At 45.6% G+C, this 26,594-nt stretch carries 21 protein-coding genes; 4 read left to right on the top strand and 17 right to left on the bottom strand.

The genetic code is table 11. The features are described from left to right. Positions 1-173: 173 nt before the first annotated feature. From FHW36_RS06870 to FHW36_RS06855, 4 genes are all read right to left on the bottom strand, one after another. A complete protein-coding gene (locus FHW36_RS06870) occupies positions 174-2,420 on the bottom strand; it encodes a RelA/SpoT family protein (RefSeq protein ID WP_145664460.1) in 2,247 nt (748 codons plus the stop codon). A gap of 144 nt (positions 2,421-2,564) precedes the next feature. Further along, positions 2,565-3,305 carry a response regulator transcription factor gene (locus FHW36_RS06865; protein WP_145664458.1) on the bottom strand — a complete coding sequence of 247 codons (741 nt, stop codon included), beginning with the start codon at positions 3,303-3,305 and terminating at the stop codon, positions 2,565-2,567. A 114-nt stretch (positions 3,306-3,419) separates the two neighbouring features. Further along, positions 3,420-4,859, bottom strand: a complete 1,440-nt coding sequence (locus tag FHW36_RS06860; protein WP_145664456.1) for an alpha-L-fucosidase — start codon at positions 4,857-4,859, stop codon at positions 3,420-3,422. Between the two features lie 2 nt (positions 4,860-4,861). Then, complete coding sequence (locus FHW36_RS06855; protein WP_246121087.1) at positions 4,862-7,441, bottom strand: beta-mannosidase; 2,580 nt, start codon at positions 7,439-7,441, stop codon at positions 4,862-4,864. 53 nt (positions 7,442-7,494) lie between these two features. Between FHW36_RS06855 and FHW36_RS30990 the strand changes: the two genes are divergently transcribed. Beyond that, complete coding sequence (locus FHW36_RS30990) at positions 7,495-7,665, top strand: DUF6728 family protein (protein ID WP_317131881.1); 171 nt, start codon at positions 7,495-7,497, stop codon at positions 7,663-7,665. Here the strand turns inward: FHW36_RS30990 and lpxB are convergent. From lpxB to metG, 7 genes are all read right to left on the bottom strand, one after another. Further along, complete coding sequence (lpxB, locus tag FHW36_RS06850) at positions 7,662-8,768, bottom strand: lipid-A-disaccharide synthase (RefSeq protein WP_145664453.1); 1,107 nt, start codon at positions 8,766-8,768, stop codon at positions 7,662-7,664. The genes FHW36_RS30990 and lpxB overlap by 4 nt on opposite strands. A gap of 18 nt (positions 8,769-8,786) precedes the next feature. Then, positions 8,787-9,089 (bottom strand): hypothetical protein, encoded by a 303-nt coding sequence (locus FHW36_RS06845; RefSeq protein WP_145664450.1) that lies wholly within the window; start codon positions 9,087-9,089, stop codon positions 8,787-8,789. Positions 9,090-9,153: 64 nt separating this feature from the next. Next, a complete protein-coding gene (surE, locus tag FHW36_RS06840; RefSeq protein ID WP_145664445.1) occupies positions 9,154-9,933 on the bottom strand; it encodes a 5'/3'-nucleotidase SurE in 780 nt (259 codons plus the stop codon). Positions 9,934-10,017: 84 nt separating this feature from the next. Next, positions 10,018-10,794 carry an ABC transporter permease gene (locus FHW36_RS06835; protein WP_145664442.1) on the bottom strand — a complete coding sequence of 259 codons (777 nt, stop codon included), beginning with the start codon at positions 10,792-10,794 and terminating at the stop codon, positions 10,018-10,020. Continuing rightward, positions 10,791-11,687, bottom strand: a complete 897-nt coding sequence (locus FHW36_RS06830) for an ABC transporter ATP-binding protein (protein ID WP_145664439.1) — start codon at positions 11,685-11,687, stop codon at positions 10,791-10,793. Before FHW36_RS06830 ends, FHW36_RS06835 begins: the two co-directional genes overlap by 4 nt. A 94-nt stretch (positions 11,688-11,781) precedes the next feature. Further along, positions 11,782-14,184: a 3-hydroxyacyl-CoA dehydrogenase/enoyl-CoA hydratase family protein gene (locus tag FHW36_RS06825; protein WP_145664436.1), complete on the bottom strand. Its 2,403-nt coding sequence runs from the start codon at positions 14,182-14,184 to the stop codon at positions 11,782-11,784. Positions 14,185-14,378: 194 nt separating this feature from the next. After that, the gene (gene metG / locus FHW36_RS06820) at positions 14,379-16,517 is read right to left on the bottom strand and encodes a methionine--tRNA ligase (protein WP_145664433.1); all 2,139 of its coding nucleotides are present in this window, start codon (positions 16,515-16,517) and stop codon (positions 14,379-14,381) included. Positions 16,518-16,673: 156 nt separating this feature from the next. Here metG and FHW36_RS06815 point away from each other — a divergent pair, with 156 nt between their 5' ends. Further along, positions 16,674-17,561, top strand: coding sequence for a S66 peptidase family protein (locus FHW36_RS06815; RefSeq protein WP_246121086.1), 888 nt, complete (start codon positions 16,674-16,676; stop codon positions 17,559-17,561). A gap of 76 nt (positions 17,562-17,637) precedes the next feature. Here FHW36_RS06815 and FHW36_RS06810 read toward each other — a convergent pair whose 3' ends face one another. Together FHW36_RS06810 and FHW36_RS06805 are read right to left on the bottom strand one after the other, a co-directional pair. Then, positions 17,638-18,450 (bottom strand): HesA/MoeB/ThiF family protein, encoded by an 813-nt coding sequence (locus FHW36_RS06810; protein ID WP_145664426.1) that lies wholly within the window; start codon positions 18,448-18,450, stop codon positions 17,638-17,640. A gap of 5 nt (positions 18,451-18,455) precedes the next feature. Further along, the gene (locus FHW36_RS06805; RefSeq protein WP_145664423.1) at positions 18,456-19,832 is read right to left on the bottom strand and encodes a sensor histidine kinase; all 1,377 of its coding nucleotides are present in this window, start codon (positions 19,830-19,832) and stop codon (positions 18,456-18,458) included. 580 nt (positions 19,833-20,412) lie between these two features. Here FHW36_RS06805 and FHW36_RS06800 point away from each other — a divergent pair. Continuing rightward, a complete protein-coding gene (locus FHW36_RS06800) occupies positions 20,413-20,970 on the top strand; it encodes a YqgE/AlgH family protein (protein ID WP_246121085.1) in 558 nt (185 codons plus the stop codon). Positions 20,971-21,471: 501 nt separating this feature from the next. Here the strand turns inward: FHW36_RS06800 and atpC are convergent. Together atpC and atpD are read right to left on the bottom strand one after the other, a co-directional pair. After that, positions 21,472-21,729 (bottom strand): ATP synthase F1 subunit epsilon, encoded by a 258-nt coding sequence (gene atpC, locus FHW36_RS06795; RefSeq protein ID WP_145664420.1) that lies wholly within the window; start codon positions 21,727-21,729, stop codon positions 21,472-21,474. A gap of 59 nt (positions 21,730-21,788) precedes the next feature. Beyond that, on the bottom strand, positions 21,789-23,291 hold the full coding sequence (atpD, locus tag FHW36_RS06790; protein WP_145664417.1) for a F0F1 ATP synthase subunit beta: 1,503 nt from the start codon (positions 23,289-23,291) through the stop codon (positions 21,789-21,791). 333 nt (positions 23,292-23,624) lie between these two features. Here atpD and FHW36_RS06785 point away from each other — a divergent pair, with 333 nt between their 5' ends. After that, positions 23,625-24,839, top strand: coding sequence for a metallophosphoesterase (locus FHW36_RS06785; protein ID WP_145664414.1), 1,215 nt, complete (start codon positions 23,625-23,627; stop codon positions 24,837-24,839). Positions 24,840-24,878: 39 nt separating this feature from the next. Here the strand turns inward: FHW36_RS06785 and FHW36_RS06780 are convergent, their stop codons facing one another. Both FHW36_RS06780 and pnuC read right to left on the bottom strand, forming a co-directional pair. Beyond that, a complete protein-coding gene (locus FHW36_RS06780; protein WP_145664411.1) occupies positions 24,879-25,748 on the bottom strand; it encodes a DUF4349 domain-containing protein in 870 nt (289 codons plus the stop codon). 11 nt (positions 25,749-25,759) lie between these two features. Continuing rightward, positions 25,760-26,410, bottom strand: a complete 651-nt coding sequence (pnuC, locus tag FHW36_RS06775; RefSeq protein WP_186452324.1) for a nicotinamide riboside transporter PnuC — start codon at positions 26,408-26,410, stop codon at positions 25,760-25,762. Between the last annotated feature and the right edge of the window lie 184 nt (positions 26,411-26,594).

Here is a 26,594-nt window from a genome sequence, read left to right as displayed (position 1 = left end):
TCGGAGGTTGTTGCTTTAAAAGAAGTCGCAAAATTAAGGCGAATATTAAGAAATACAAATTTTGAAAGCTTTTAGCCTTCCCTTATCTGCGGTCAGTAAACCCCATAGTCATCACATCACGTAAATATACGTCACCTTTACTGATAGTTTCCCTTAAAATAACAATGACTATATCACGATTCCTCGAGCCGTTGGATAGATTGTATGCCATCCAGCTTTTTAAGCCGGTCTACCAGCTCATCCAGCTCCTCTTTATCATGTACATAAACCTTGATCAACCCTTCAAACAGGCCTTCTTTTGACTCAATACTGAGAGCGGAGATATTTATTTTCAATTCTCCCGAAATGATGTTGGTGATTTTGTGGATAACTCCTACATCGTCCATACCGATAATACGTAAGCCGGTGAGGAAAGAGATTTCCCGGTTCTTTACCCACTTGGTTTTTACAACCCGGTGGCCATAGTTAGCCAGGAGCTGGGCCGCGTTGGGGCAATTGGTACGGTGAATTTTGAGGCCTTCACTGGCGGTAATAAAGCCAAATACGTCATCGCCGGGGATAGGCCGGCAGCAATTAGCCAGCTTATAGGCAATCTTATCCGAGCTTTCACCGAAAATAATCAGCTCTGCATCCTTCTTGGAAGGCAGCTGGTGCTTCACCTGCTCTTCCGGTACATGTTCCGGCGCCTTCACCGGTTTTGGGGGTTCCAGCTTATCGCCCAGTACAGCAAACTGTTTGAGCTCTTTCAGGTCGATATTCTTAACCGCTACCTGGTAGTATAAATCGAGTGGAGATGGTTGTTTATAGAACTGTACCAGCTCGCTGATATTATGCTGGTTGATGGAGATATTCATGTGGGATAGTTTACGCTCCAGCGCTGCTTTCCCATCCATGGCCACTTTTCGTTTTTCCTCCTTCAGGGCATCCTTGATCTTCGACTTAGCTTTGGCTGTGAGCACAAAGTTGAGCCAGTCTTCCGAAGGTTTTTGCTTATTGGAGGTAATAATCTCTACCTGGTCTCCACTGCGCAGCTTATGGCTCAGGGGTACCAGCTTGTAATTCACCTTGGCGCCGATACACTTATTCCCCACAGCACTATGGATAGAGTAGGCAAAATCCAGTGCAGTAGAATTAACCGGCAATATCTTCAGATCGCCTTTAGGCGTATATACATAAATTTCTTCTGTGAACAGGTTGCTCTTAAAATCGGCCAGGAAGTCGAGTGTATTGGAATCGGGATTGTTCAGTATTTCCCGGATCTGGGTAAACCACTGATCAAATTTGGATTCCTGCTGTGCAGAAGCGCCGCTGCCTTCTTTATAGCGCCAGTGAGCGGCTACGCCTTTTTCAGCATAGTCGTTCATGCGTTTGGAGCGGATCTGTACTTCTACCCATTTACCGTTGGGGCCCATTACCGTTACGTGCAAAGCCTCGTACCCATTGGATTTGGGGTTACTGAGCCAGTCTCTCGTTCTTTCCGGACTGGGGTGGTAAAAGTCGGTAATAATGGAATATACTTTCCAGCAGTCCGCTTTTTCCTTTTCCAATGGGGAATCCAGGATAATACGGATAGCGAAAAGATCATATACTTCCTCGAAGGCTACGCCCTTGGTTTTGATTTTATTATGGATAGAATGGATTGACTTGGGCCGGCCATAGATCTCGAATTCAAAGCCTTCCTCCTGCAATACCTCTTTGATAGGTTTAATAAACTCATTGATATAGCGGGTACGCTCCCGTTTTGTTTCTTTGAGCCGTTTGGCGATTTCCCGGTAGGTTTGCTGCTCGGTATATTTCATCGCCAGGTCTTCCATCTCGGATTTAATATTATAAAGCCCGAGGCGATGTGCCAGGGGGGCATATATAAATACCGTTTCGGAAGCTATTTTCAGCTGTTTTTCGCGGCTCATGCTATCGAGCGTACGCATGTTATGCAGCCGGTCTGCCAGTTTAATCAGTATTACCCGGGGATCATCGGCCAGGGTAAGCAATATCTTCTTGAAGTTTTCAGCCTGTGCGGTACTGGTGCTGGAATCTATGACGGTGGATATTTTGGTTAACCCGTCTACGATATGTGCGATTTCATTACCAAATTCACGGGATACATCTTCGAGGGTCACTTCTGTATCTTCCACGGTATCATGCAGTAATGCACAAATAGCGGAGCGTACCCCCAGCCCTATTTCTTCCACGCATATCTGCGCCACTGCCAGCGGATGCAGGATATACGGTTCCCCGGACTTGCGGCGCATTTCCTTATGTGCATCGGCTGCCATTTCAAAAGCAGTACGTACCAGCTCCCTGTCGCCTTTTTTTAGCCGGGGTTTTAATGCCCTCAATAAAGCACGGTAATGCCGAACGATTTCTTTCTTTTCCTGCTCTTCGTCTAAATTATATTTTTGAACTGCCACTGTTTCCATTAGAATAAAGTTACGATTTAATATAATCTGAAAGAAAAGCAGGATGGAAAAAGCGGGGGCCGGCAAAAAATTCCCATCCTTTCCCTGGCTCAGTCACCGGGAAAGGAACGGGAATTCGCTTCAGTTATGGTTGTTATTTATGCGCTAGGTGAGTGGTACACATATTTTAACAGGCAGTAATGCTTCGGGCACATTCAGCCTCAGCCCTACATTGTACACCGTTTCCAGCTCTACCCGGGGTTCCAGCTTCAGCTGCTTCCGGATCCGGCCAATAAACACGTCCATGCTCCGGCTGGCATAAAAATCTTCTTTTCCCCATACCCGCAGTAACACTTCGTCTTTTTGTACGATAATATTGGGACGACACAGGAAATAACGCAGCATTTTGGCTTCAATCGGGGATAACTTGCTCTTTACCAGCTTGCTTTCCGTCTCATATATTTTAAGCTTCCGGTAATGATATGTGTAGGTACCCAGGTTATGCCCTATCAACAGCTCCGTTCTGTTGGGCCGGGTCCATTTCAGGATCACCCTTATCCTCCTCAGTAATTCTTCGAAACTAAATGGTTTGATCAGGTAACCATCGCCTCCTAACTGGAATCCGTTGATCCGGTCTTCATCCCCGGTTCTTTCGGAAGAAAGGAAAAAAATAGGCGTTAGCAGGGTGCTTTTGCGAATATGCCGGGCGAGCTCAAAACCATTCATTTTCGGAATGACAATGTCTATCAGGCAAATATCATATCGGTTTCTGAGATATAGATTCCAGGCATCAATACCGTCGTAACAATGTTCTACGTTGTAGCCGGCCTGCTCAAGATGTTGTTTTACTATACTACCGAAGGCCTTATCATCTTCAACAAGCAGCACTCTTGGGTTTCTGTTCATATAGCTACCATTTGTGGATATTATCGGTTATAAAACAAAAAAGAGAGGACTGCGGGTAAGCCGTCCTCTCTTTTTTTCTTTATCAACATTAATTCACATGAACTAACACATAAATCACATTTTTTCCACAGTCGGTATTTTAATCGCTACAGCATGTTTAAATCCTTTCTGGCGGATAGCTTCAGGCACCTGGATGGTTACACCGTCGGCAGTAGTTTTCCACACCAGCTTATTACTGGCTCCCAACAGCTGTAAGCGGGCGCCTTTGGCAGGTGTCAGCCCTTTAAAACTGATAGTAGCCGGTACCTGCTCATTTTCATCCAGCAGGTAGATAGCGTATACTGCACCGTCTTTTTTACGGGTAAAGCATACTTTGCCATCTTTATAAGGCGCTACAGCGCGGGTACCGTAAATAGCATCACCATTCACATGCATCCATTCCCCAATACCCTTCATGGTAGCATAAGCCGCGTCATGCAATTCGCCATCAGGGCCGGGAGCCACATTCAGCAGGTAGTTACCTCCCTTGGCCACAATATCGACCAGGTTGTGGATGAGCACATTCACGGTTTTATACTTATCGTCCGGTACATAAGACCAGGAGCTGCCCATGGTCATACAAGTTTCCCAGGGATAGCTGAGCGGCTTGTTAGGAATTTCCTGCTCAGGCGTGCGGTAGTTTTCGTAAGGACCATGTACACTACGGTCTACCACGATCAACCCCGGTTGGTGACTGCGCGCCATGGTGGTAATTTTACCCATATCTATATCCTGATCCTGTGGAGCAGTCTGACTCCAGGAGAGCGATTCTTTGGTCTGTGTTTTACGCGGGCGTACCCAACCTCCGTCCAACCAGAGAATTTCCAGTTTACCATAACCTGTCATCAGCTCTTCTATCTGGTTGTAGGTATATTGTTTAAACTGGTTCCATCTTTCAGGATACTTTTTAATATCGTAGTTCACGTTCCTGTCACGGGGCGGGAAATAAGGCCACCAGTAATATGCTGTATGCCAGTCGGGCTTAGAGAAATAAGCGCCGGCATGAATTCCTTCCTCCCGGAACGCCTGGAATATCTCCTTGGCGAGGTTAGCCCGAGGATTTTTACTGAAAGCGCCATCGGCGGCGGTAATCTTATAGTCTGTTTGTTTGGTATCAAACATACAGAAACCATCATGGTGCTTGGTCGTAAATACCAGGTATTTCATACCGGCATCTTTGGCTGCCTTTGCCCATTTTTCTGGATTAAAATGTACCGGGTTAAAGGTTTTTCCTAAAGCCTCATACTTTTTCAGGTAATCGTAATACGGGATACCGGCAGGTTTACGCTGTGTCCAGCCTTCATCTTCCGGGCAAATGCTCCAGGATTCCACTACGCCCCATTGCGAATAAGGTCCCCAGTGCATAATCATACCAAACTTCCAATCCTGCCACTCATCCAGTTTTTTCACAACTGCCTGGTCGGTTTCAGGTACATACGGATGTTCTTCGCTTTGGGCCTGGGCGCTCGCCATTCCCATTAATACGCAACCTAATGCAATCCAGAATTTTTTCATTTTCAGTGTTTATAAGATGCTTCCAATGTGGTTATCTTCAATGCCTGCTGAACAATTTCAGGCAATTGTGTTGTTTGCAACCGGATAGTCCGGGTTTCCCCAGGTAACAGGTCAAAATAGTTTTCTTCAAAATGTGTAGCCGCCGGCGCATTGTCGAGCGATAAATAAACATTCCGCGCCAGCTTATCCGATTTCAAACGGATATATACCACTCCATTCTCTTTAGCTGGCTTGCTGGTCACTACTTCCAGGTGCGGCACCTCCAGCTTCATTTCCTTCGCCGGAGCAAAGTAAAAGATATTCCGTTCTAAATCCTTATTGTCAATTCGCAGTTGCGCATAGAATATTACCATTGCCGGGTTTCGTCCCTGCAAAATAGCCGCCGTATCGATGGCATGCAGCTTTACGCTGGCATTGCTGTTTAACTGGATATCCTTCAACTCCTTTTGCCAGATTGTCTTTCCGTTCAAGTCCATCGCCGACATGACCAGGTCGGCTTTTCCCTGGTATTCATCCGTCACTACCCAGGTATTCAACTGCCCGTTTTCTATTACGTTAGACACCAACCGGGGCTTGAAAGCCTCTTTCACGTAGTATTGCAGCGCTTTCCAGCGACCGTTATAATCCCTGCCCGACCAGGACGGGCCAGGCCAGCAATCGTTCAGCTGCCAGTAAAGCGTACCCATACAATAAGGCATGGCGCGACGATGCGCCTCTATGGCCACTTTCATACCCTCGGCCTGTAATACCTGGCTAAGATATACGAATGCCGGAAAATCTTTCGGCTCCCGGTAGTAATGCAACATATAGGTTTTAATCGCCGTATTCCCTTTAGCAGGGCTTTTCTGGTGTGCCTGCATCACGTTGGAGAAAATATCGTAATCGTCTTTGGTAGCAAATGTGCGTATCGTTTCCATCCCCGGGAAGGACTGGAAACCATATTCGCTCATAAACCGGGGAATATGCGTATTAAAGGCTTCAAACCACTCCATGCCATGCCAAACGCCCCAGTAGTGGTTATCGCCTCTGGTAAATTCTTCCGGCTTTCCCCAGTTGCTGATAGGAGAAGAATGGAAATAAAATACCCCCGGCTGGTAAGTCGCCACCTGTTGTGGTAAAATAGTTCTAAACAGCAGGTCGTACCCTTGCTGTAAACTATCCCACTGCTTGTTCGTATAGGCGTAACCGCTTTGCCATCCCCAGTTTTTAATAGCTACCGCTATCTCATTATTCCCGCACCATAAAGCCAGGGAAGCATGATTACGCAAACGCCTGATGTTATCGGCGGCCTCTTGTTTCACATTCTCCAGGAAAGCAGTATCGGAAGGATAAAGGGTACAGGCAAACATGAAATCCTGCCATACCAGGATACCTTTCTGGTCTGCCAGATCGTAGAATTTATCATCTTCATAAACACCGCCGCCCCATACGCGCACCATGTTAAAATGCGATGCTGTCATATCGTGAAACAGCTGCTCCTGTTTATCGGCAGTTACCCGGGGCAGAAAATTGTCCTGGGGAATATAGTTGGCGCCCTTCATAAATACCGGGCGGCCATTTACTTTCACATAAAAAGATTCGCCCAGGCTGTCTGGTTTATTCACTATCTCTATCGCTCTGATACCAATTTTATCGCTATGGGTATCTATTTTCTTCTTACTGAGGAGCAAATTGGCCACCAGCTCGTACCGGTATTGATCACCCATACCTGCAGGCCACCACAACACTGGTTTTTCTATCGCGAAAGGTATTTTAAACACCTGGGTACCTGCCTGTAAAGTTACCGGGAACAACGCCAGGGAAGGTTCTCCTCCACGGGCCGATTTCTTTTGCAGCTGCAGCGTATACTCGCCCGGTACCGCAGCTTCCACGGTCACTTCCGCCTGCATTTCCGCCCGCGTGCTATCTACCTTCAACTGCTGCCAGTATACATCACGAATGGTTGCTCTATTCCAACTGTGCAGGTAAACCGGGCGCCAGATACCGGAGGTGACCAGCCGCGGCCCCCAATCCCAACCATAATGATAGGGTGCCTTTCGCGCATATACGCTTAATGGAATATCGCTGGCATCGTTGCCGGCAGGATAAATAACCTGATCCTGTAAAAATTTAGGCATGTCTGTTTTAATGGGACTTTTAAACAGGATGCGTAATTCATTGTCGCCCGCTACCAGCCACTCTTTTACATTTACTACATGCGACACAAACATATTAGATGACTGTAAAACCAGGTGATTATTGAGGTATACGTCTGCATAGGTATCCAAACCTTTGAATTCGAGCGCCATCACATCAAAATTCAGTTCTTGCTTTTTCAGCTTCCACTTTTTCCGGTATTCCCAGTCTTTTTTATCAACCCATTGAACTACCTTTTCATTGGTACCGATAAAGGGATCAGGAATTAAATGCTGGGCCAGCAAATCCGTGTGTACGGTGCCGGGAACAGTGGCAGGGCGCCACACGCCTTCATCGGTACGGGAAAACTCCCAGCCGGAGCCCATGAGGTTAACGGTATGATCCTGTGCCTGCAGATTCATAAAAACAGCTAAACAAAGCCAGGCACTTAACAGTATATATTTCATGTTCTAATTTTTCAGAAGAACCAAAAATAGCACTGATTTACGATCTTTGAGAAATGAAAAGTATCTGGAAACAAATATTGAGGTATCTATATATCGGTAAAAAAGATCCCAATGCACCAAAAACACGGTACGTGGCCATGATGCATGGGATGAACAGAATCTCTCTTTTACTTTTTATTATTGCGATCATCGTGATGATCATCCGGCTAATCCGGAAGCATTAGCGCTCTACTGCATATTCATAGATCACTTCAGCCGCGCGGCGGGAAGCATCCTTCTCGCCCAGTTTATGCCACAATGCGGCATAGTCATTCATTACAACTTTCCTGACATTGGTATCTTTCAGCAACAGCCTCAGTTCCTTCAGGAGATTCTCTTCTGTAAGGTCGTGTTGAATTAATTCCTTTACTACCAGTTTATCCATCACCAGGTTTACCAGGGAGATGTACTTTACCTTAATCAGGTGTTTGGCGAAAAAGTAGGAAATAGGATTTCCCTTATAACATACTACTTCAGGCACCCCGAATAACGCCGTTTCCAGCGTAGCGGTACCCGATGTTACGAGGGCGGCGGTAGCCTGCCTTAATAAGGTATATGTTTGTCCTTTTACCATCGATACATTGGGGTGTTGCCCGGTCAATGCTTCGAGGAAATGATCGTCCAGGCTGGGCGCCTGGGCTACTATAAATTGGTAATCAGGGAAATGTTTAGCCATGGTGAGCATAATCGGCAATTTCACGCTCACTTCTTGTTTACGGCTACCCGGCAATACGGCTATAATAGGCTTATCGGACAAAGGCGCATCTGCAGGCTTTTCCTTAGCAGCTTTTACCACTTCTACCAGCGGATGACCTACATATTCTACCTCATAATTCCATTTATGATAAAATGCCTGTTCAAACGGAAGAATGCACAGCATTTTATCTACAGACTGTTTTAATTTTTTCACCCTGTTTTCTTTCCAGGCCCACACCTGTGGAGAAATGTAGTATACTATTTTAAAGCCTTGCTGTTTTCCCCATTCTGCAATACGCATATTAAAGCCGGGGTAATCTATCAATACCAGCACATCAGGTTGCCAGGCGGTAATATCCTTTTTACAGGTATCTATATTGCGTAAAATAGTGCGTAGGTTCATCACCACTTCCACAAATCCCATAAAGGCCAGTTCCTTGTAATGCTTTACCACATGGGCACCGGCGGCCTCCATCATATCGCCTCCCCAACTGCGTATATCCGCTGCGGTATCTATCTGTCTTAATTGCTTTACAAGATTACTGCCATGCAAATCACCAGACGCTTCTCCTGCAATAATGTAATATTTCAATATAATGTAGATTAAAAATTATCTGATCAGTTTGAGTAACAGGATAGCAATGGCATACAGCATGGTCATCAGGAAAATACCTTTGGCGGTAATATCCAGTCGTTTTCTTGTATACAGGAAAAACACCAGCCCATTCAGCAACAGGCAAATGCTGGTGAGTTTGGGAATCATCTGGCGGTTATCTTTCAGGATGCCGAGGAATTGTCCAAATCCTACATTGTTATGCGGCCTGATGACAAAAAAATAGTACAGAAAAAACGCTGCCAGTGGGGTTAGAAACCCCAGTAAAATCCCTAATGGAAGATTGTCTTTTTTTAACATACGTGTGTTTAGCTTTTAGCTGCTAGCTGTCCGTGATCATCATGGAACTGCTGCCTTTACCTTTTTACAGGTCGCTCCAATCCTCTTCCAGCTTCTTTTTCAGCTTATAATTAGTCAGATCAAACTGCACTGGCACTATAGAAGCAAAGTTATTATCTAATGCCCATACATCGGTATCCTCTCCTGTGTCGCGGTTTTTAAATGCACCGGTCAGCCAGTAATATTTCTTTCCATGCGGATCGCGACGTTCGTCAAACTCCTCTACCCACTTGGCATCTGCCTGACGGCTCAATTTCAATCCTTTAAACTCGTGCTCACTTACAACCGGGATATTCACATTAAACAGTGTACCCGCCGGCAATTCAGACGAAAGCATACGTTTGGTTACTTGGTGAGCGACTTTCTTAGGCAGTGAAAAATCTGCATCGTAACTGTATTCGAGGAAGGAAAAACCTACCGAAGGAATTCCTTCTATCGCTGCTTCCATCGCGGCAGACATCGTACCAGAATAAATGACATTAATGGAGTGATTGGCGCCATGATTAATCCCACTCACACAGATATCAGCTTTATTACCATGCAAAATCTTATCCCGGGCCAGTTTCACACAGTCCACCGGCGTACCGGAACATTGCCAGGCTTCCACCCCTTCAAAAATATCCACTTTTTCCAAACGTAAAGGAATGCCAATGGTAATAGCATGCCCTTTCCCCGATTGCGGACTGTCCGGCGCTACTACCACTATCCTGCCCAGCGGCCGTACCGCTTCAATTAATGCACGTATACCGGGTGCTGTAATACCGTCATCGTTGGTTACCAATATTATTCGTTCCTGTTTTGCCATAATTCACCATTTAATATTGCCCAACAAATTTAAGCTCTCTGCGATACATTTCGCTTTAAAAGAATGTGAAATATATAGATATTTCTATAGATCGGATTTTAATATTTTCCTGAAAACCAAAAAGATACCTAAAATGATATAGCACAGCATGGCCAGTATATATACATAAGTATCGTAATGATCGCTGGTAGCCACCATTTTACCCACCAACGGAAAAGGCAGCAATTCATCCCCGCTTTGCAGTGGCAGCAGTCCTCCCATAGTGCCAACGTATCGCTTCAGCAGGAACGTTAACAATTGATCCAGCATCATATTATAGGCAACAAACAGTACAATGGCCATTCCGGCACGTTTTACCAGCACCCCGATCAATAAAGCTATCGTGAGCATCACCACCAGTTGCAGGAAATAATAGAGCATGTATTCATATCCTTCAAAGCTGAACGGCTTATTACCATAAATGACACCTACAAGGATAGCACTGATGGTGGCTACTACCAGCGTCAACAGTGCCAGCAGCACCAGCCAGAACAATTTAGCATATACGAAATGCTTCCTCTCCCAGCCATCAATGATATTCTGACGGTTGGTACGGTAGGTATATTCGTTGGTAACCAGGATAATCAACAACAGGCCGAATAAAGCAGAAATATAGCTATTGATGGAGGCCATCGTTAGCCATATATCCGGGAAACTAAAAGGGTTACCTACCAACTTGCTGAGCTGCTGGAGGTTTTCAGTGAACTTATCGGCCACCATAAAGTTACCCGCGGGAATGATGATAAGTGCCAGCAGCAGCATTGCCCAGAAAGTACGGTAGTTCTTTACTTTCAGCCATTCGGTATAGATGATTTGTTTCATTGTGCAGGGGTGTTAGTAATTTCCAGGAATGCAGTTTCAAGGCTCTTCTTACGCAGTTGAAGGTGACTGAGCCAGATTCCCTGTTGCGCGCAGTAGTTGTTGATGGCAGCAGCATCAGGCTGTGCAGCAAACATAACTTTCAGCAGGCCGCCATTCAATTCGGCACTGGTACAACCGGGATATTGCAATAGCAGCGACTGCAGCGCATGGTTGTTGGCCGCCGCAATTTCTATATAGTCATTCCGGCTAATTACCTCGTTTACAGCGCCCGATAACAGTAAATTCCCTTTTCTCAGGATAGCTACATGGGTACATACCTTTTCTACTTCGTCCAACAGGTGACTGGCCAGGATAATGGTTTTACCGGTACCGGCGAGGCGACGCACCAGGTCCCTTACTTCCGCAATGCCTGCTGGATCCAACCCATTGGTAGGTTCATCCAGGATGAGCACTTCCGGGTCTCCCAGTAATACCCCTGCAATTGCCAGCCGCTGCTTCATGCCCAGCGAATAGGTTTTGAAAGCGGAATGCTGACGCTGGGTAAGGCCGCAGATATCCAACACCCGCGCTATATCATCTTTCCCCCGCTGCTTCACCGCAGCAGAGATTTCCAGGTTTTTATATCCACTGAGATAATGATAAAAGTTGGGCGTTTCCAACAAAGTGCCTATTTGCCGGCGCTCCCGGGCAGTTGGTGTTTTATCAAATAAGGTAAAATGGCCGGTATCGGCTTTCAGTACATCGGTTACAATGCCCAGCAGGGTGGTTTTTCCACTCCCATTGGGACCGAGTATACCAAAGACGCTGCCCGCAGGTACCTCAAAGGAAACACCGGCTAAAGCCTGTACTGCTCCATATCTTTTTGAAATGTTTTGTAGGGTTAGAATTGGCACGGGAAATATTATAAGGGTGTACAATAAAAAGGGAAATGCAGCGAATGATCTTATGGCTAATCTTCACTACATTTCCCGTAGAAAATAACAGTTTTTAATTCCGTACAGGTTTGCCTGTTTTAATCACACTTTGCAGCCGCTCCAATGTTTTGCGTTCACCACACAGGCTCAGGAATGCTTCGCGTTCCAGGTCCAGCAGGTATTGTTCGCTCACAAAGGATGCTTCTGTAAGATCGCCACCACACATCACATATGCCAGTTTATTAGCTACTTTCTGGTCGTGTTCTGAAATGTAGTTACCAAACCTCATCGCGTATACGCCAGCCAGCATAGCTCCCAGCGCACCACGGCCCATCACTTTTATATCGGTTCTTTCCACTGGGCGGGTATATCCTTCATCCGCCAGGGCAATCACACTGCGTTTAGCGTCGGCAATGAGCCGTCCGGGGTTCATGGTAATTTCGTCATGTCCTTTCCGCAGCACGCCCATATCAAAACCTTCAAAACCGGATGTGGCCACTTTGGCGGTAGCCACGGTCATGAAGTAATCTTTCAGTGGTTCTTCTTCAATCCGGCCTTCTTTAAATTCCAGGCTGGCCCGCAGCGTCATTTCTTTGGTGCCACCTCCGCCCGGAATCAGCCCTACACCCAGTTCTACCAGGCCTATGTAGGTTTCAGCGGCGGCCTGCACTTTGTCGGCGTGCAAACACATCTCACAACCACCACCCAAAGTAAGCGCATGAGGCGCTACCACCACAGGGATGGAAGAATAACGTAAACGCATGGTGCTGCGCTGGAACAGGCGTACCGCCATGTCCAGCTCATCAAATTCCTGTTCTGCCGCCAGCATGAAGATCATACCTACATTGGCACCAGCGGAAAAATTGGTGCCATCGTTTCCTACTACCAGGCCGCGGAAGTCTTTTTCGGCACGCTCTACTGCCTTATTCAATCCTTCCAGCACTTCGCCACCAATGGTATTCATTTTTGTTTTCCAGTCAAAACATACTACGCCATCACCTATGTCAATAAGGCTGCAGGCACTGTTTTTCCAAATAATATTGTTGGAGAAATTTTCCAGGATAATGAACTGTCCTTCACCAGGCAATGGTTTATAAGCCTGTGAGGCCACATCGTAATAAAATTTCTTACCGTTATCTGTTTTATAGAAAGTACTGATGCCCTTTGCCAGCATATCTTTCACCCATTGGGCCACTGTCAGTCCTTTTTCTTCTACCAGCTTTACGGATGCTGCTACACCCAGCAGATCCCAGGATTCGAAGGGGCCTATTTCCCAGCCAAACCCGGCTTTCATGGCATCATCTACCTTGTACAGGTCATCGGCTATTTCAGGAATGCGATGCGATACGTAGGAGAAAAGATAAGCATGGAACTGTTTGTAAAACTCGCCGGCTTTGTCGGAAGCCGTAGCCAGCATTTTGAGGCGCTGCTTCAGGTCCTCTATAGGTTTGGCGGCATCGATGCTGCCAAATTTAGGTTTTTGTTTAGGTCCATACTCCATGGTTTGGAGGTTCAACGTAAGGATTTCCTTACTGCCGCCTTCCCCTTTGGTTTTCTTGTAGAAGCCTTGCCCCGTCTTATCTCCCAGCCAGTTGTTTTCCACTACTTTCTGGAGGAAGCCAGGGATTTTAAAAATGCCGATGGCCTCATCCTGCGGACAATTGTCCATCACGCCTTTGGCTACTTTTACAAGGGTGTCTATCCCTACTACATCGGCGGTACGGAAGGTGGCTGATTTAGGGCGACCAATCACCGGTCCTGTCAGCGCATCTATTTCATCGATACCCAGCCCCATTTCCTGCATGATGTGGAAAATGGCCATGATAGAAAATACGCCTACCCTATTGGCGATAAACGCTGGCGTATCTTTACAGAGTACGGTAGTTTTACCGAGATAGAGATCGCCGTAGTGCATCAGGAAATCGATCACGGCGGCGTCGGTATGAGGTGTGGGAATTATTTCGAGTAAACGGAGATAGCGGGGCGGGTTAAAGAAGTGCGTACCACAGAAATGCTTTTGAAAATCTTCACTGCGGCCTTCCGTCATCAGGTGAATAGGGATACCGGAGGTATTGGAAGTGATCAGCGTCCCAGGCTTCCGGAATTTTTCCACCTGTTCAAACACGGTTTTCTTCACATCCAGGTTTTCTACTACCACTTCGATGATCCAGTCTACCTCGCTGATACGTTTCATATCATCGGTGAAGTTGCCGGTTTTAATGCGTTTTACCACATCTTTCGTAAACACCGGCGATGGATTGGATTTTATCGCTGCCTGCAGGGCATCATTTACGATACGGTTTCTTACAGCAGGATGTTCCAGTGTCAGTTTCTTTTTTGTTTCTGCTTCGTTCAATTCCTTTGGCGCTATGTCCAGCAGCAAAACCTGTACGCCAATGCCTGCAAAATGACAGGCGATCCTTGATCCCATTACTCCCGAGCCAAGAACGGCTACCTTGTTGATATGTCTCATCATAGCTTTTAGCATTTAGCTGTTAGTCTTAAACGGATCTTACAGCATTGGTAAGTTTACTGATCCCTGAATTTAGCATTTTTTGTACTTCCATCATCAGCAGAAAGATGATTTCTATGATAGTTTTTTGGGTAAACAAAAAAAAGTGGCTGTACCGGTCGGTACAGCCACTGTATATCTTGTTCGGATAATCAGCATCAGCTTACGCCGCTACCTGCTTTTACAGCTTCAGAAGGGTTTACAAAAACCAGCTTACCGTTATCTTCGGCCATGAGGATCATGCCCTGGCTTTCGATACCGCGCATTTTGCGGGGAGCCAGGTTGGCTACCAGTGTTACCTGTTTACCCACAATGTCTTCCGGCGCAAAGTGCATGGCAATACCGGAAACCACCGTACGTTTTTCGGTACCGATATCTACCAGTAATTTCAGCAGTTTATCCGCCTTCGGTACTTTTTCTGCTTCCAGGATAGTGCCTACGCGCAGATCCAGCTTAGCGAAATCATCGTATTGGATTTCAGGCTTTGCCGGCGTAACAGGCACTTCAACGGCAGCAGGTGCAGCTGCTGCAGCTGCATCCATGGCTTGTTTTAAGCCGGCATGCAGTTTTTCTACCTGTGCTTTTACCTGTTCGTCTTCAATTTTCTTGAACAACAGCTCCGGTGCACGCAGGGTGTAACCAACACTCAGCAACTTAGTGCTGCCGGCGTTATCCCATTCCAGCATACGGTCTACCACCTTCAACAGATGACAAATCCTCTTGGCGGTAAAGGGCAGGAATGGCTCAGAGAAGATAGCCAGGTTAGCAGACATTTGCAGGCAGATATGCAGACTGATATCTATACGCGCCTGCAAGTATTCCTCGTTCTTACCTTCGTACTGAGGATGCTTGATATTAGGCTCCCCTGCCTTCAACTTTTCAAGTACGCTGGCCAGTATCCATGGTTCGCACTTCTGGAGGTACTGATTTCCTTTACGGGCAAATTCCATCACTTCAGACAATGCCTCCCGGAAGCGGTAATTTTCCAGGCTGGTTTCAATTTTTTCTTTGGCAACTGCAAATTCATTCAACATTTCACGATCTGCCTCTTCCATGTATTTCTCATGCAGCGGCGGTACTTTTCCACCGCAAAGCTTGTGCATCAGCACCAGCGCACGGTTGATAAAGTTGCCAAACACAGCTACCAGTTCATTGTTATTCCTGTCCTGGAAATCTTTCCAGGTAAAGTCGTTGTCTTTGGTTTCCGGCGCAGTAGCGCAAAGCACATAGCGCAGCACATCCTGCTGATCCGGGAAGTCCTGGATATAATCGTTTACCCACACCGCCCAGTTACGGGAGGTAGATACTTTCTCTCCTTCTATATTCAGGAATTCATTGGCAGGAACATTATCCGGTACCACAAATCCTCCGTGTGCCTTCAGCATCGCGGGGAAGATGATACAGTGGAAAACGATATTATCCTTACCGATGAAGTGTACCAGTTTGGTATCCTCTTTACACCAATAGCTGGCCCAGTCTTCCGTCAGTTCTTTGGTAGCGGAAATATAGCCGATAGGTGCATCGAACCATACATACAGCACTTTCCCTTCTGCATCCGGTAAAGGTACTTTGATCCCCCAGTTGCTGTCGCGCGTCATGGCGCGGCTTTGCAAGCCGCTATCCAGCCAGCTTTTACATTGGCCATATACATTGTTTTTCCACTCTTTATGACCGTCGATGATATATTCTTTCAGCCATGGTTCGTAGTTCTGCAATGGCATGTACCAGTGTTTGGTTTTCTTTTTCACCAATGGTGCATTGCTAAGGGCTGAGTGAGGGTTGATCAGTTCATCGGGGCTGAGGGTTCTTCCACAGCGCTCGCACTGGTCGCCATAGGCTTTGTCGTTGCCGCAGTTAGGGCAGGTACCAATGATATAGCGATCGGCCAGGAACATTTCTTTTTCCGGGTCAAAAAACTGTTCACTTTCTCTTTCTTCAAACAGGCCGTCCTTGTACATTTTCAGGAAGAAATCCTGGGAGGTCTGATGATGCAGCTGGTTGCTGGTACGGGAGAAGATGTCGAAAGAAATGCCCATAGCGGCAAAGCTATCGCCAATGATTTTATGGTATTTATCCACTACGTCCTGCGGGCTCACATTTTCCTTCATCGCTTTGATGGTGATAGGTACACCATGTTCATCTGTTCCGCAAACGAATTTTACATCTGCCTTTTTTGCGCGCAGGTAACGCACGTAAATATCTGCAGGCAGGTAGCAGCCGGCCAGGTGACCAATGTGTACCGGGCCATTGGCATAGGGCAATGCCGCAGTTATTAAATATCTATTAAATTTTCCCATATTCTCTTAAAGAATGCTTAAATAAATTTTAAATCGGGCGATTGTTTTGGAATCACCATTACAATTTATCACCTTAGTCCGCAAATAAAGTATGAATTTACGCTAACTAATCTGCAAAGGTAAACAAAAGGTACAATGGTAAAAATTCCACCATATTTGAAAAAAGGTGATCTGATCGGAATTACCTGTTCCAGCAGCAAAATGGACCTGCAGGCAGCTGAATATGCACGGGGCGTGCTCAGCTCCTGGGGTTATCGCGTACACCTTGGTATTACAGTAGGCACCAGCTTTCATAATTTTTCTGCCCCCGATGAACTCAGATTGGAAGAACTGCAGGATATGCTGGATGACCCGGAAATAAAAGCCATTGTCTTCGGACGTGGTGGCTACGGCATGGTTTGTATCCTCGATAAACTCGACTTTACCAAATTCCGGAAGTCGCCCAAATGGCTCTGTGGTTACAGCGATATTACTACACTGCATTCCCATATACAACGGAAATTTGGTATTGCCACACTCCATTCCATGATGTGCAGCGGCATTACCCCCGATACGCTGGATAATGAGTACGTACGCAGCCTGGCTACCGCACTGAAAGGGAAGCCTTATCGCTATACTACCGCCGCTCACCCGCTGAACCGCGAAGGAAAAACTTCCGGTATACTGGTAGGTGGTAACCTGTCTATACTGGCTAATCTTTCCGGTACGCCCTCCCAGGTAAATACAAAAGGTAAAATCCTGCTGCTGGAAGATATAGGCGAATACCGGTACAACATCGACCGGATGATGTACAACCTGAAACGCGCTGGCTGGTTAGATAAACTGGCGGGGCTGGTAGTGGGTTCCTTTGTAGACGGTAAGGAAACAGATACGCCATTTGGACAGTCCGAATATGAGATTATCAGCAACCTGGTAAAGGAATATGACTACCCGGTTTGTTTTGGCTTTCCATCAGGGCATACCGCCGAAAACTATTCCCTGAAACTGGGGGTAAAGCATGAACTTAAGATCGGCGCCAAAACCATCCTCACTGAGCAGCTATAATCCGCCTTACAACAGCATAAAAAACAAATGCCGGAACTGGGTTCCGGCATTTGTTTTTTATGCGTATCTACTATGATTAATCTTCTACATCCGGTACTATTTCCAGCCCATAATCATCTGCAGTGAGGATACCTGCTGCACGGGTGCCTTCGATCTGTGCTGTATCCGGCTGCAGGTCGTATACCTGGGTTTGATTATGGAGATAGTCTATGCCATAGAGCTTCCCGGCCACACCTATGGGAACGCCCATGAGATACTTGATTACCTCGCATACGATTTGCATACCGAGTGCGCCATGCGTAGCGCCAATAGCACCTGCATCAAAATTGCGGTATTCTTCTGTAATAGGCAGGGCGCAGCGATAGGTAGCTGAGCGCGTGCCATCCACCAGGGGCATATTAAAGCCACCAAACCAGGCCATCCAGTTATGTACTTCCCCGGTAATAAAAGGTTTATCATGAACCAGGCAGGCATCATTAATCACCAGGTGGGAGGGCAGATGTTGTGAGCAATCAATCACCAGGTCAAAACCCACCAGCATCATACCGATGGTTTCAGGTTTTACCTGCATCAGTATCGGGTAATGTTTGGTATACGGATTTACCGCCCACAGCCTGCTGGCCGCCATTTTCGCTTTATGCTTACGGATATCCTGCATCTGGTATACTGGCTGCCGGTGCATATCTTCATCGTTGATCACACCGTAATCCGCGATTCCTAATACCCCTACTCCACTGGCGCTGAGGTACTGTACTACCGGGCTTCCCAGGCCGCCGGCTCCTACTACTAATACCCGGGCTTCCTTCAGCTTTTCCTGCATGCCAACACCCATACCCGGTACGGCAATGGGATTTTTAAAATGCTGAATTTCTTTTTCACTAAGTATCATACGCTTTATCCTTTATCTAGTTCCTGTGGAAATTCCAGGGTAAACTTACTGCCTTTCCCTACGATGCTTTCCACTTTAATTTTGCCTTTGTGTGCGTCTACAATGGCTTTCACATAGGTGAGTCCCAGTCCGAAACCTTTTACGTTATGCACATTCCCGGTATGGGCGCGGTAGAACTTTTCAAAGATACGGGAAATAGTATCGCGGCTCATCCCGATACCATTGTCGATAATCACGATGAACAGGCTTTTACGCGTATTATAAGTCTGGATAACGATCTTAAGCTGATCATTGGAATACTTGATGGCATTGTCCATCAGGTTGAAGATGAGGTTGGAAAAATGCACATCATCCGCCATAATCACCGGGTTAATAGCATCCAGTTGCAGGTCTACCTCACCATTTTTACCGGCCAGCTGCAGCTGCAGGTTATCCGTAGTGTTTTGGATCACGGAATGTACATCGGTGGCCTGAAGTTTCAGCCCTATTTCATCTTTCTCGAGGAGGGCCGATTGCAGGATACTTTCCACCTGTTTATTCATGCGTTTATTTTCTTCCTTGATAATACCCGAGAAGTATTGAATTTTTTCCGGTTTTGACATCACTTTCTCATTCCTGATGGCATCAATGGCCAGGGAGATAGTGGCCAGTGGCGTTTTCAGTTCATGTGTCATGTTGTTGATAAAGTCCGATTTTATCTCCGACAGCTTTTTCTGGTTCAGCATCGTGCGGATGGTAAGGGCAAAGGCGGTGATAATAATTATGGTAAAAAGCACCCCACCGGCGATCATCATCCCCAACTGCCGGGTAATGGAGTCATCGTTGGCCATGATAATATATAACTTCTCCACCCGGGGATTAAAGTCATTTGGTTCTGCCAGGGGAATTACCTGTACCCGGTATTTTTTTTTGTCACCGATGCTATCAGCATCGTTTCGCTGGAACATTTGCTCAAAGCCGGCTGACAACATTTTGGGCACTCCCAGGTCCGACCCCGGGATTCCCCCGATAATGGCGAATTCAAAATGAGTAGAATCGAGGCGGTTTTTCCTCATATTGTTCTGGATAATACGCCTCACTTCCTCTACTTTGAAGATCTCACTGATGGCTGGCGGATTATAGGGCATCCGGGTAACATCCAGGGGGTTAAATCCTTTTATAGCCGGCGCCCGGTTATCCAGCTTAAACATGGCCATGCTCTGACGGCGGTACATCAGATCGTTGTACACGTCATTGGTCATGTTAACAGCACGTTGAAACAACTGCTCTTCTTTAATCAGTATCGCGCTTTTGATCCAGCTCACCTGGATATAGATGATGCCGAACAGGGATAGCGTGATCAGTACAACAATAACGGGAAAAATCTTCTTCAGTGGTATCATGTAATGGTTTGTCTGACTTTAAGTTACGTCAAAGATAAGTGGAGGGAAATATTAAAATATGTTAAAAAAGATGTTTGCTATAGCAACTATGATACAAAATTCCGAACGGAACGCAAGCCTGCAGCTTGTTAACAGCAATACAACATCACTTTAACGTAATTTTAACTGGCCACTGCTGATTTTATTATTGCATCTTTCCTTACCTTTGCTTTACAATCTTGGTACTAAATTTGATTAGTTCAAGATTATAACAAAGTAATTAAACTTTCTACATACATCGATGTGGATTCGTTCCATAAGCGATTTAGATTTTGGTTGATAAAATGGTAAGGAGGTTTTCTAGCCTCCTTTTTTATTTCCTTTATTTTCCTCCCAAGCTCCTAAAATGCAAAGAATTTTCGCATTTTTTCCATTTTTCGAATTATTTCAGTAGAGAAATCAGTCAGTACTACTGCCTCATGCTATTTTAAACCTGATCCTGAATGTCTTAGCGACATTACTCCGCCAGTTACTTTCCAGGATACTTTTTTCCTTTACTATTCAATCATTTAATTAAATTTGAATAGAGCTATAAAATTGTATGTCTATGGTAAGTTTGTCGCCCGGCATTTTGCTGATAGCTGATCCGTTCTTAAAAGATCCAAATTTTGCACGCACGGTAGTATTGCTCTGTGAACACGAAGAAAAAGGCAGTTTTGGGTTCGTTATCAATAAGTTATTCACCCAGTCACTGGACGACCTGGTACCAGAGGTGTTAATCAACAATATCCCGGTTTACTATGGTGGCCCGGTACAAATGGATACCATACATTTTATTCACCGGCAGCCTGATTTGATTGCCGGGGGCCTGGAAATACTACCTGGTATTTACTGGGGAGGCAGGTTCGACGAGGTGGTGGCTGCCCTTAATAAAGGCCTGTTGGAGCCTAAGCAGATCAAGTTCTTTATTGGCTATAGCGGGTGGACTGAGGGCCAGCTGGAAGAAGAAGTAAAGGAGAAATCCTGGATCCTGTCGCAGCCGGATGCAGCCCTGGTATTCGAGTCCCGGGAACAGCAAATATGGCAGCAATCTCTCAAAAATCTTGGCAGCGCCTTTGCCATGATGGCAAATTATCCCATTGATCCCTCCCTGAACTAAAAGTTAATAATCTGAAAGAGAAGGAGATGTAGCATGATGGCTGGTTTTATTGAAAAATGAACAGCCGGAATCGTGTTTATTTAAAACAAATTAAATATCTTGCTAAAGTAATTGGTAAATAATATCAATTACGTAGCCCGTTCAGGTAAGTAATAACCGATAAGAATACACCTATGAAGGAACAAACCTATGAAAACATTTTGACCCTTCTATAGACCGATACCAGAATTTTACCTGATCATCAACACTTTATAATCAAAGGCATATTCATTAGGTAATATATACAGCCCTTGATACGGCTGTTTATTGTTGTGCATTATAGAACTGCGGATATCTCGTATAGCCGTACAGGTAATATATTGCACATAGATGAATAGAGAGGAAATCCCGGTGTTGCAATCCTGTTCCTTACCGGGTCATCTAAGATTGGAATAGTTAGGACAAAAACGAAGGCCGGGTAATCTTACCCGGCCTGGTTATTATAATTTCTTGCTGGTATGCTTATTTCTCCACTGCTACAGCGCCTTCTACGAGTACGGTAGCCTTATTGCGCAACACTTCCACAAATCCACCGCTGATAGTAAAGAATTCGGCATGCGCCTTATCTTTCAGCACTTTCATTTTACCATTTCCGAGAGCTGCAATTAATGGCGCATGTTTATCCAGTATTTCAAAAGAACCGTCAATACCTGGCAGCTGTACTCCGTACACTTCGCCGGCATATAATTTTCTTTCTGGTGTTAATACTTCTAATAGCATGTTATGATCGTAAATGGTGAAGGATAATGATCCCGGCCAGGCCGGGATCATTACTATAATTAGTTATTCGCTGCTTCCAGTAATTTCTTACCTTTTTCGATAGCTGCTTCGATATTACCTACGAGGTTGAAAGCTGCTTCCGGATACTCATCCACTTCACCGTCCATGATCATGTTGAAACCACGGATAGTTTCTTCGATTGGAACGAGTACACCTTTCAGACCGGTAAATTGTTCTGCTACGTGGAAAGGCTGAGACAGGAAACGTTGTACACGACGTGCACGGGATACTGTCAGCTTATCTTCGTCGCTCAATTCATCCAGACCGAGGATCGCGATGATATCTTGCAGTTCTTTATAGCGTTGCAGGATCATTTTCACACGCTGCGCACAGTTGTAGTGTGCTTCACCCACGATAGATGGGGTGAGGATACGGGAAGTTGAGTCCAGCGGGCTCACAGCAGGGTAGATACCAAGATCGGAAATCTTACGATCCAATACGGTGGTAGCATCCAGGTGAGAGAAGGTAGTTGCAGGAGCCGGATCCGTCAAGTCATCCGCAGGTACGTAAACCGCCTGTACGGAAGTGATGGAACCATTTTTAGTAGAGGTAATACGTTCCTGCATCAGCCCCATTTCAGTAGCCAGTGTTGGCTGGTAACCCACCGCTGAAGGCATACGGCCCAACAGCGCAGATACTTCAGAACCTGCCTGGGTGAAACGGAAGATGTTATCTACGAAGAACAGGATATCACGACCACCACCTGCCGAACCATCTCCATCGCGGAAATACTCAGCCAGGGTCAGACCTGATAATGCCACACGGGCACGGGCTCCTGGTGGTTCGTTCATCTGACCAAACACAAACGTTGCCTGTGATTGTTTCAGTAATTCTTTATCTACAGCGGCAACATCCCAGTCACCGTGTTCCATGGATTCTTTAAACTTATCACCGTATTTTACGATGTTGGCTTCGATCATTTCACGCATCAGATCGTTCCCTTCACGGGTACGCTCACCCACACCGGCAAATACAGACAAACCTTCGTAACCTTTCGCGATGTTGTTAATCAGTTCCTGGATCAATACGGTTTTACCCACACCAGCACCACCAAACAAACCAATTTTACCACCCTTAGCGTATGGCTCAATCAGGTCAATTACTTTAATACCGGTGAACAGTACTTCTGTTTCAGTAGCCAGATCCTCAAATTTAGGCGGCTCACGGTGAATAGGATAACCATTTGAAGTATCGATATCACCCAAACCATCGATCGCTTCACCTACCACATTGAACAAACGTCCTTTAACCTGGTCGCCAATTGGCATTTTAATCGGAGCGCCTTTATCAACTACGGCCATGCCACGAACCATACCGTCGGTGGAGTCCATTGCCACGGTACGAACGCTGTCCTCACCCAGGTGCTGTTGTACTTCCAATACTACTTTCTGACCATTTTCGCGGGTAATTTCCAATGCGCTGTAGATTTCGGGCAATTTGTCATCAAAGTGCACGTCCACCACGGGACCGATAATTTGTTTGATCTTACCTGTGTTAGGCATATTTTTAAAGAGGTTTATAAAATACTAAAATGTTACTTCCTCAAAAACCGCTTGCGGGGCAAACAGTTTCCAAAATTTGCCGCAAAGGTAAGAGTTAATAGATGAATATCAAAACGGTATTGACGAAAAAAAACCTTTTCCCACCGCATTTTTCACTGTTCTCACCGTTATTTTACTTTTATCTCCCGGCAATCTAAAGCGCAGTCTATCAAATTACAGAATATTTATATCTATAAATAACCGGTATTGCTACACCACTCATATAAAAATAGCTTCCTTTTCTTGATTCTCTTACTATTTTTAAAAACTATCCGATATATATAATATCTACATATGAAAAAATCAAACAGTGAACAGTCCAGGCGATCTTTCCTGGGCAACATTTCCAAGGCCAGCCTGCTGGGTATGACTGGCATCCTACCCGCTGTAGCCAAAGCCGGTATCCACCCGGCCGATAATCCGGATATTACCTTTCTGTGCAAACCTTACCTGCAATACCCTGGCCCACATACCATTTCTGTGATGTGGCTCACCTCCCGCCCTTCCTATAGCTGGGTGGAATATGGTACCGACGGACAGCTCAACCAGAAAGCCCACAGCACCCATCACGGCCTGGTAGACGCCAACAACCGCCTGCACCGTATTGAACTGGGCCCCCTGCAACCAGGAAAAAAATACAGCTACAAGGTTTGCTCTAAAGACATCGTGTCGTTTGAACCTTATAAAATGACCTACGGCAACACCATCACCAGCGATACCTATACTTTCACCGCCCCCGATCCACAGGCAAAAGAAGTATCCTGGGTGATCATTAATGATATCCACGACCGCCCGGCCTCTATTCCTCACCTGATGGAACTGAATGGGCAAGATCACTATGATTTCGTTTTCTTCAACGGCGATGTGTTCGACTACCAGGCCGATGAACAACAAATCATCGATCATATGCTCAGCCCCTGCGGCGATACCTTTTCTACCCAAATACCCTTCATGTATGTAAGAGGTAACCACGAAACCAGGGGCAAATACGCCCGGGAATGGCACCAGTACTTCGATAACCCGGGACACAATAACTATTTTACCTTTAACATAGGTCCCGTTTTCGCAATTGTATTGGATACGGGAGAAGATAAAGAAGACACTCACCCCGTATATGCGGGCATCGTAGACTTTGATGCCTACCGGCAGCAACAGGCACTATGGCTGGAACAACAACTGCAAAGCCCTGCCTTTAAAAAAGCGAAGCATAAAGTTGTCATGATGCACATTCCACATTATCACTCCGGCGAGTGGCACGGCGTAAAACATTGCCGCGAAATGTTTGGCGACCTGTTCAACAAACACAAGATAGATATCCTGGTATGTGGCCATACTCACCAATACGGCGTTTACGCGCCCGTAAAAGGGCAGCATGAATACCCGCTTATCATTGGTGGCGGCCCGAAAGACGGCGCCCGCACCCTCATAAAAATAAAAGCAGATCAGCAAAAACTGGTATTAACCATGCTGAAAGACGATGGTACCAAAGTAGGTGAGTACACCGTATAAAATAAATACTGATGCCGGAGTAGCACTACTCCGGCATTTTTATACTTTCTTCTGTGAAGCGATAAAAGTGTTTGCCAACACTATCAATTTCAATATTACCCATGCAGCTGCCGCTGCAAAGAATACACCCGCCACTAACACGCCATAGTACTTTATTGTCCACTCCAGCGCCACTTTCAAACGGGTTACAAAACTGATTGGCTTGTCCGCCGCTCCTTCGTACATGGAAAACTGCACTGTACAAAATTCATTCTCCGTATCAAAATTACCCAGCTCTACGCCCAGTCCCTGCAATTCCGTTTCCACCTCGTAAATTTTGTTATGTAACGCAATAAAGTCTTCTATCTTTCCCTCTTTGGCTTTCAGGTCGTTGAAAGAAGCCAGTGATTTCTCCAGGGAAACCTTGGTGGCGTTCAGTTTGCGGTATTCATTGGTTTTATCAGTTTTAGTAATTTCGGTAGATTTAATCACGCCAATTCCCTGCGTAGCCAGGTAAAATGAGTCGAACTTTTCCGGTGAAACACCTATCAGCATTTGTATTTCCCGTGCTCCTTTATTGCCCGACTCCTGCTGGTACTGAATGATTGCATCAAACTTTTTAATGATACTATGCAGCAGTTTTTCATCTTCCGTAAAATGGGTGGATTTAGACCGCACGTTGGCCACTTTCTCATACTTCTGGCTACCTGCTATACTGGTAGAGCCTGCGTTGGCGGGGTCAAACGGTTTTATTTTTTCAGAGGCATAGTTTTTACGGTGCTTAACAACATCTGATAAAAAACTATTGCCGCCTGATTGGTCATATTGCCGGCCCTTGTAACAATAGCCGTAAATAATCCGAAACACATACATCGCTATAAAAACGAGTATAAATACAACGGCTACACGCCGGTAAGATTTTGAGAACATAGGTAGCTTGATTATTTGGTTACAATGGATTGTTGTCTATACGTTTTCAACCACTTCAAAAGGCCCATAGTGGCGATAATCAGTAAAATAAAATACTCGATTCCCAGGAACTTCACGTCTTTCATAAAATAAATAACGGTAGCCACTACATCTATCATTACCCAGAGCAACCAGTTTTCCCAGATTCTTTTCGCCAGCAGGATATTGGCCATTACACTCAATACCGCCACCAGCGAGTCAGTATAAGGATAAGCTGCCGGATGCTCAAATATACCCGGCCACCATATATGCAGACGACTGATAATATAACCTGTGATCCCGGAAAGTATCAATGCCGCCAATCCCAGTCCCCAACGCTGCCGGGGCTGCAACGCATACACCGGCTCATTTTCCGGCTGCTTCCTGTACCAGAACATCCACCCATACACACCCGTAGCGAAAAAGTAGATCTGCAAAAACATATCTGCATATAGCTGCAATTGCCAGAAGAGTATAAAAAAGCAACTCACATTGACTAACCCTACCGGCCAGGTTAAAATATGATCCCGGGCGGCCAGCCATACGCACCACAAACCGGTTAACGTACCTATAAATTCCACATAACTGACCGAATATCCCAGTGCAGTAAAAAAGATATGCTGAATGCTAAAAAATGAAGACATTGGGCCAAAATTATAACGAACTGCTGCAATATTACAGTAATGTTTTATTATTCGTATCGACACGGTATTTTTCATTGAAATACATATAGTTACAAGCGTTTATTAAATTGGAATCATTTTTGACATAGTATATATAAACGCCCAAACTGCAGCAAAAGCGTTATAAAAACTTTAACACCATTCT

The sequence above is a fragment of the Chitinophaga polysaccharea genome (assembly GCF_007829335.1).
Lineage (GTDB): Bacteria > Bacteroidota > Bacteroidia > Chitinophagales > Chitinophagaceae > Chitinophaga > Chitinophaga polysaccharea_B.
This window is presented reverse-complemented; position numbering and strand designations above follow the sequence as displayed.

What these genes read in the sequence shown, in the direction of transcription:
- FHW36_RS06870 (WP_145664460.1), bottom strand. Translation starts at nt 2,420, where the DNA reads ATGGAAACAGTGGCAGTTCAAAAATATAATTTAGACGAAGAGCAGGAA.
- FHW36_RS06865 (WP_145664458.1), bottom strand. Translation starts at nt 3,305, where the DNA reads ATGAACAGAAACCCAAGAGTGCTGCTTGTTGAAGATGATAAGGCCTTC.
- FHW36_RS06860 (WP_145664456.1), bottom strand. Translation starts at nt 4,859, where the DNA reads ATGAAAAAATTCTGGATTGCATTAGGTTGCGTATTAATGGGAATGGCG.
- FHW36_RS06855 (WP_246121087.1), bottom strand. Translation starts at nt 7,441, where the DNA reads ATGAAATATATACTGTTAAGTGCCTGGCTTTGTTTAGCTGTTTTTATG.
- FHW36_RS30990 (WP_317131881.1), top strand. Translation starts at nt 7,495, where the DNA reads ATGAAAAGTATCTGGAAACAAATATTGAGGTATCTATATATCGGTAAA.
- FHW36_RS06845 (WP_145664450.1), bottom strand. Translation starts at nt 9,089, where the DNA reads ATGTTAAAAAAAGACAATCTTCCATTAGGGATTTTACTGGGGTTTCTA.
- surE (WP_145664445.1), bottom strand. Translation starts at nt 9,933, where the DNA reads ATGGCAAAACAGGAACGAATAATATTGGTAACCAACGATGACGGTATT.
- FHW36_RS06835 (WP_145664442.1), bottom strand. Translation starts at nt 10,794, where the DNA reads ATGAAACAAATCATCTATACCGAATGGCTGAAAGTAAAGAACTACCGT.
- FHW36_RS06825 (WP_145664436.1), bottom strand. Translation starts at nt 14,184, where the DNA reads ATGATGAGACATATCAACAAGGTAGCCGTTCTTGGCTCGGGAGTAATG.
- metG (WP_145664433.1), bottom strand. Translation starts at nt 16,517, where the DNA reads ATGGGAAAATTTAATAGATATTTAATAACTGCGGCATTGCCCTATGCC.
- FHW36_RS06810 (WP_145664426.1), bottom strand. Translation starts at nt 18,450, where the DNA reads ATGATACTTAGTGAAAAAGAAATTCAGCATTTTAAAAATCCCATTGCC.
- FHW36_RS06805 (WP_145664423.1), bottom strand. Translation starts at nt 19,832, where the DNA reads ATGATACCACTGAAGAAGATTTTTCCCGTTATTGTTGTACTGATCACG.
- FHW36_RS06800 (WP_246121085.1), top strand. Translation starts at nt 20,413, where the DNA reads ATGTCTATGGTAAGTTTGTCGCCCGGCATTTTGCTGATAGCTGATCCG.
- atpC (WP_145664420.1), bottom strand. Translation starts at nt 21,729, where the DNA reads ATGCTATTAGAAGTATTAACACCAGAAAGAAAATTATATGCCGGCGAA.
- atpD (WP_145664417.1), bottom strand. Translation starts at nt 23,291, where the DNA reads ATGCCTAACACAGGTAAGATCAAACAAATTATCGGTCCCGTGGTGGAC.
- FHW36_RS06785 (WP_145664414.1), top strand. Translation starts at nt 23,625, where the DNA reads ATGAAAAAATCAAACAGTGAACAGTCCAGGCGATCTTTCCTGGGCAAC.
- FHW36_RS06780 (WP_145664411.1), bottom strand. Translation starts at nt 25,748, where the DNA reads ATGTTCTCAAAATCTTACCGGCGTGTAGCCGTTGTATTTATACTCGTT.
- pnuC (WP_186452324.1), bottom strand. Translation starts at nt 26,410, where the DNA reads ATGTCTTCATTTTTTAGCATTCAGCATATCTTTTTTACTGCACTGGGA.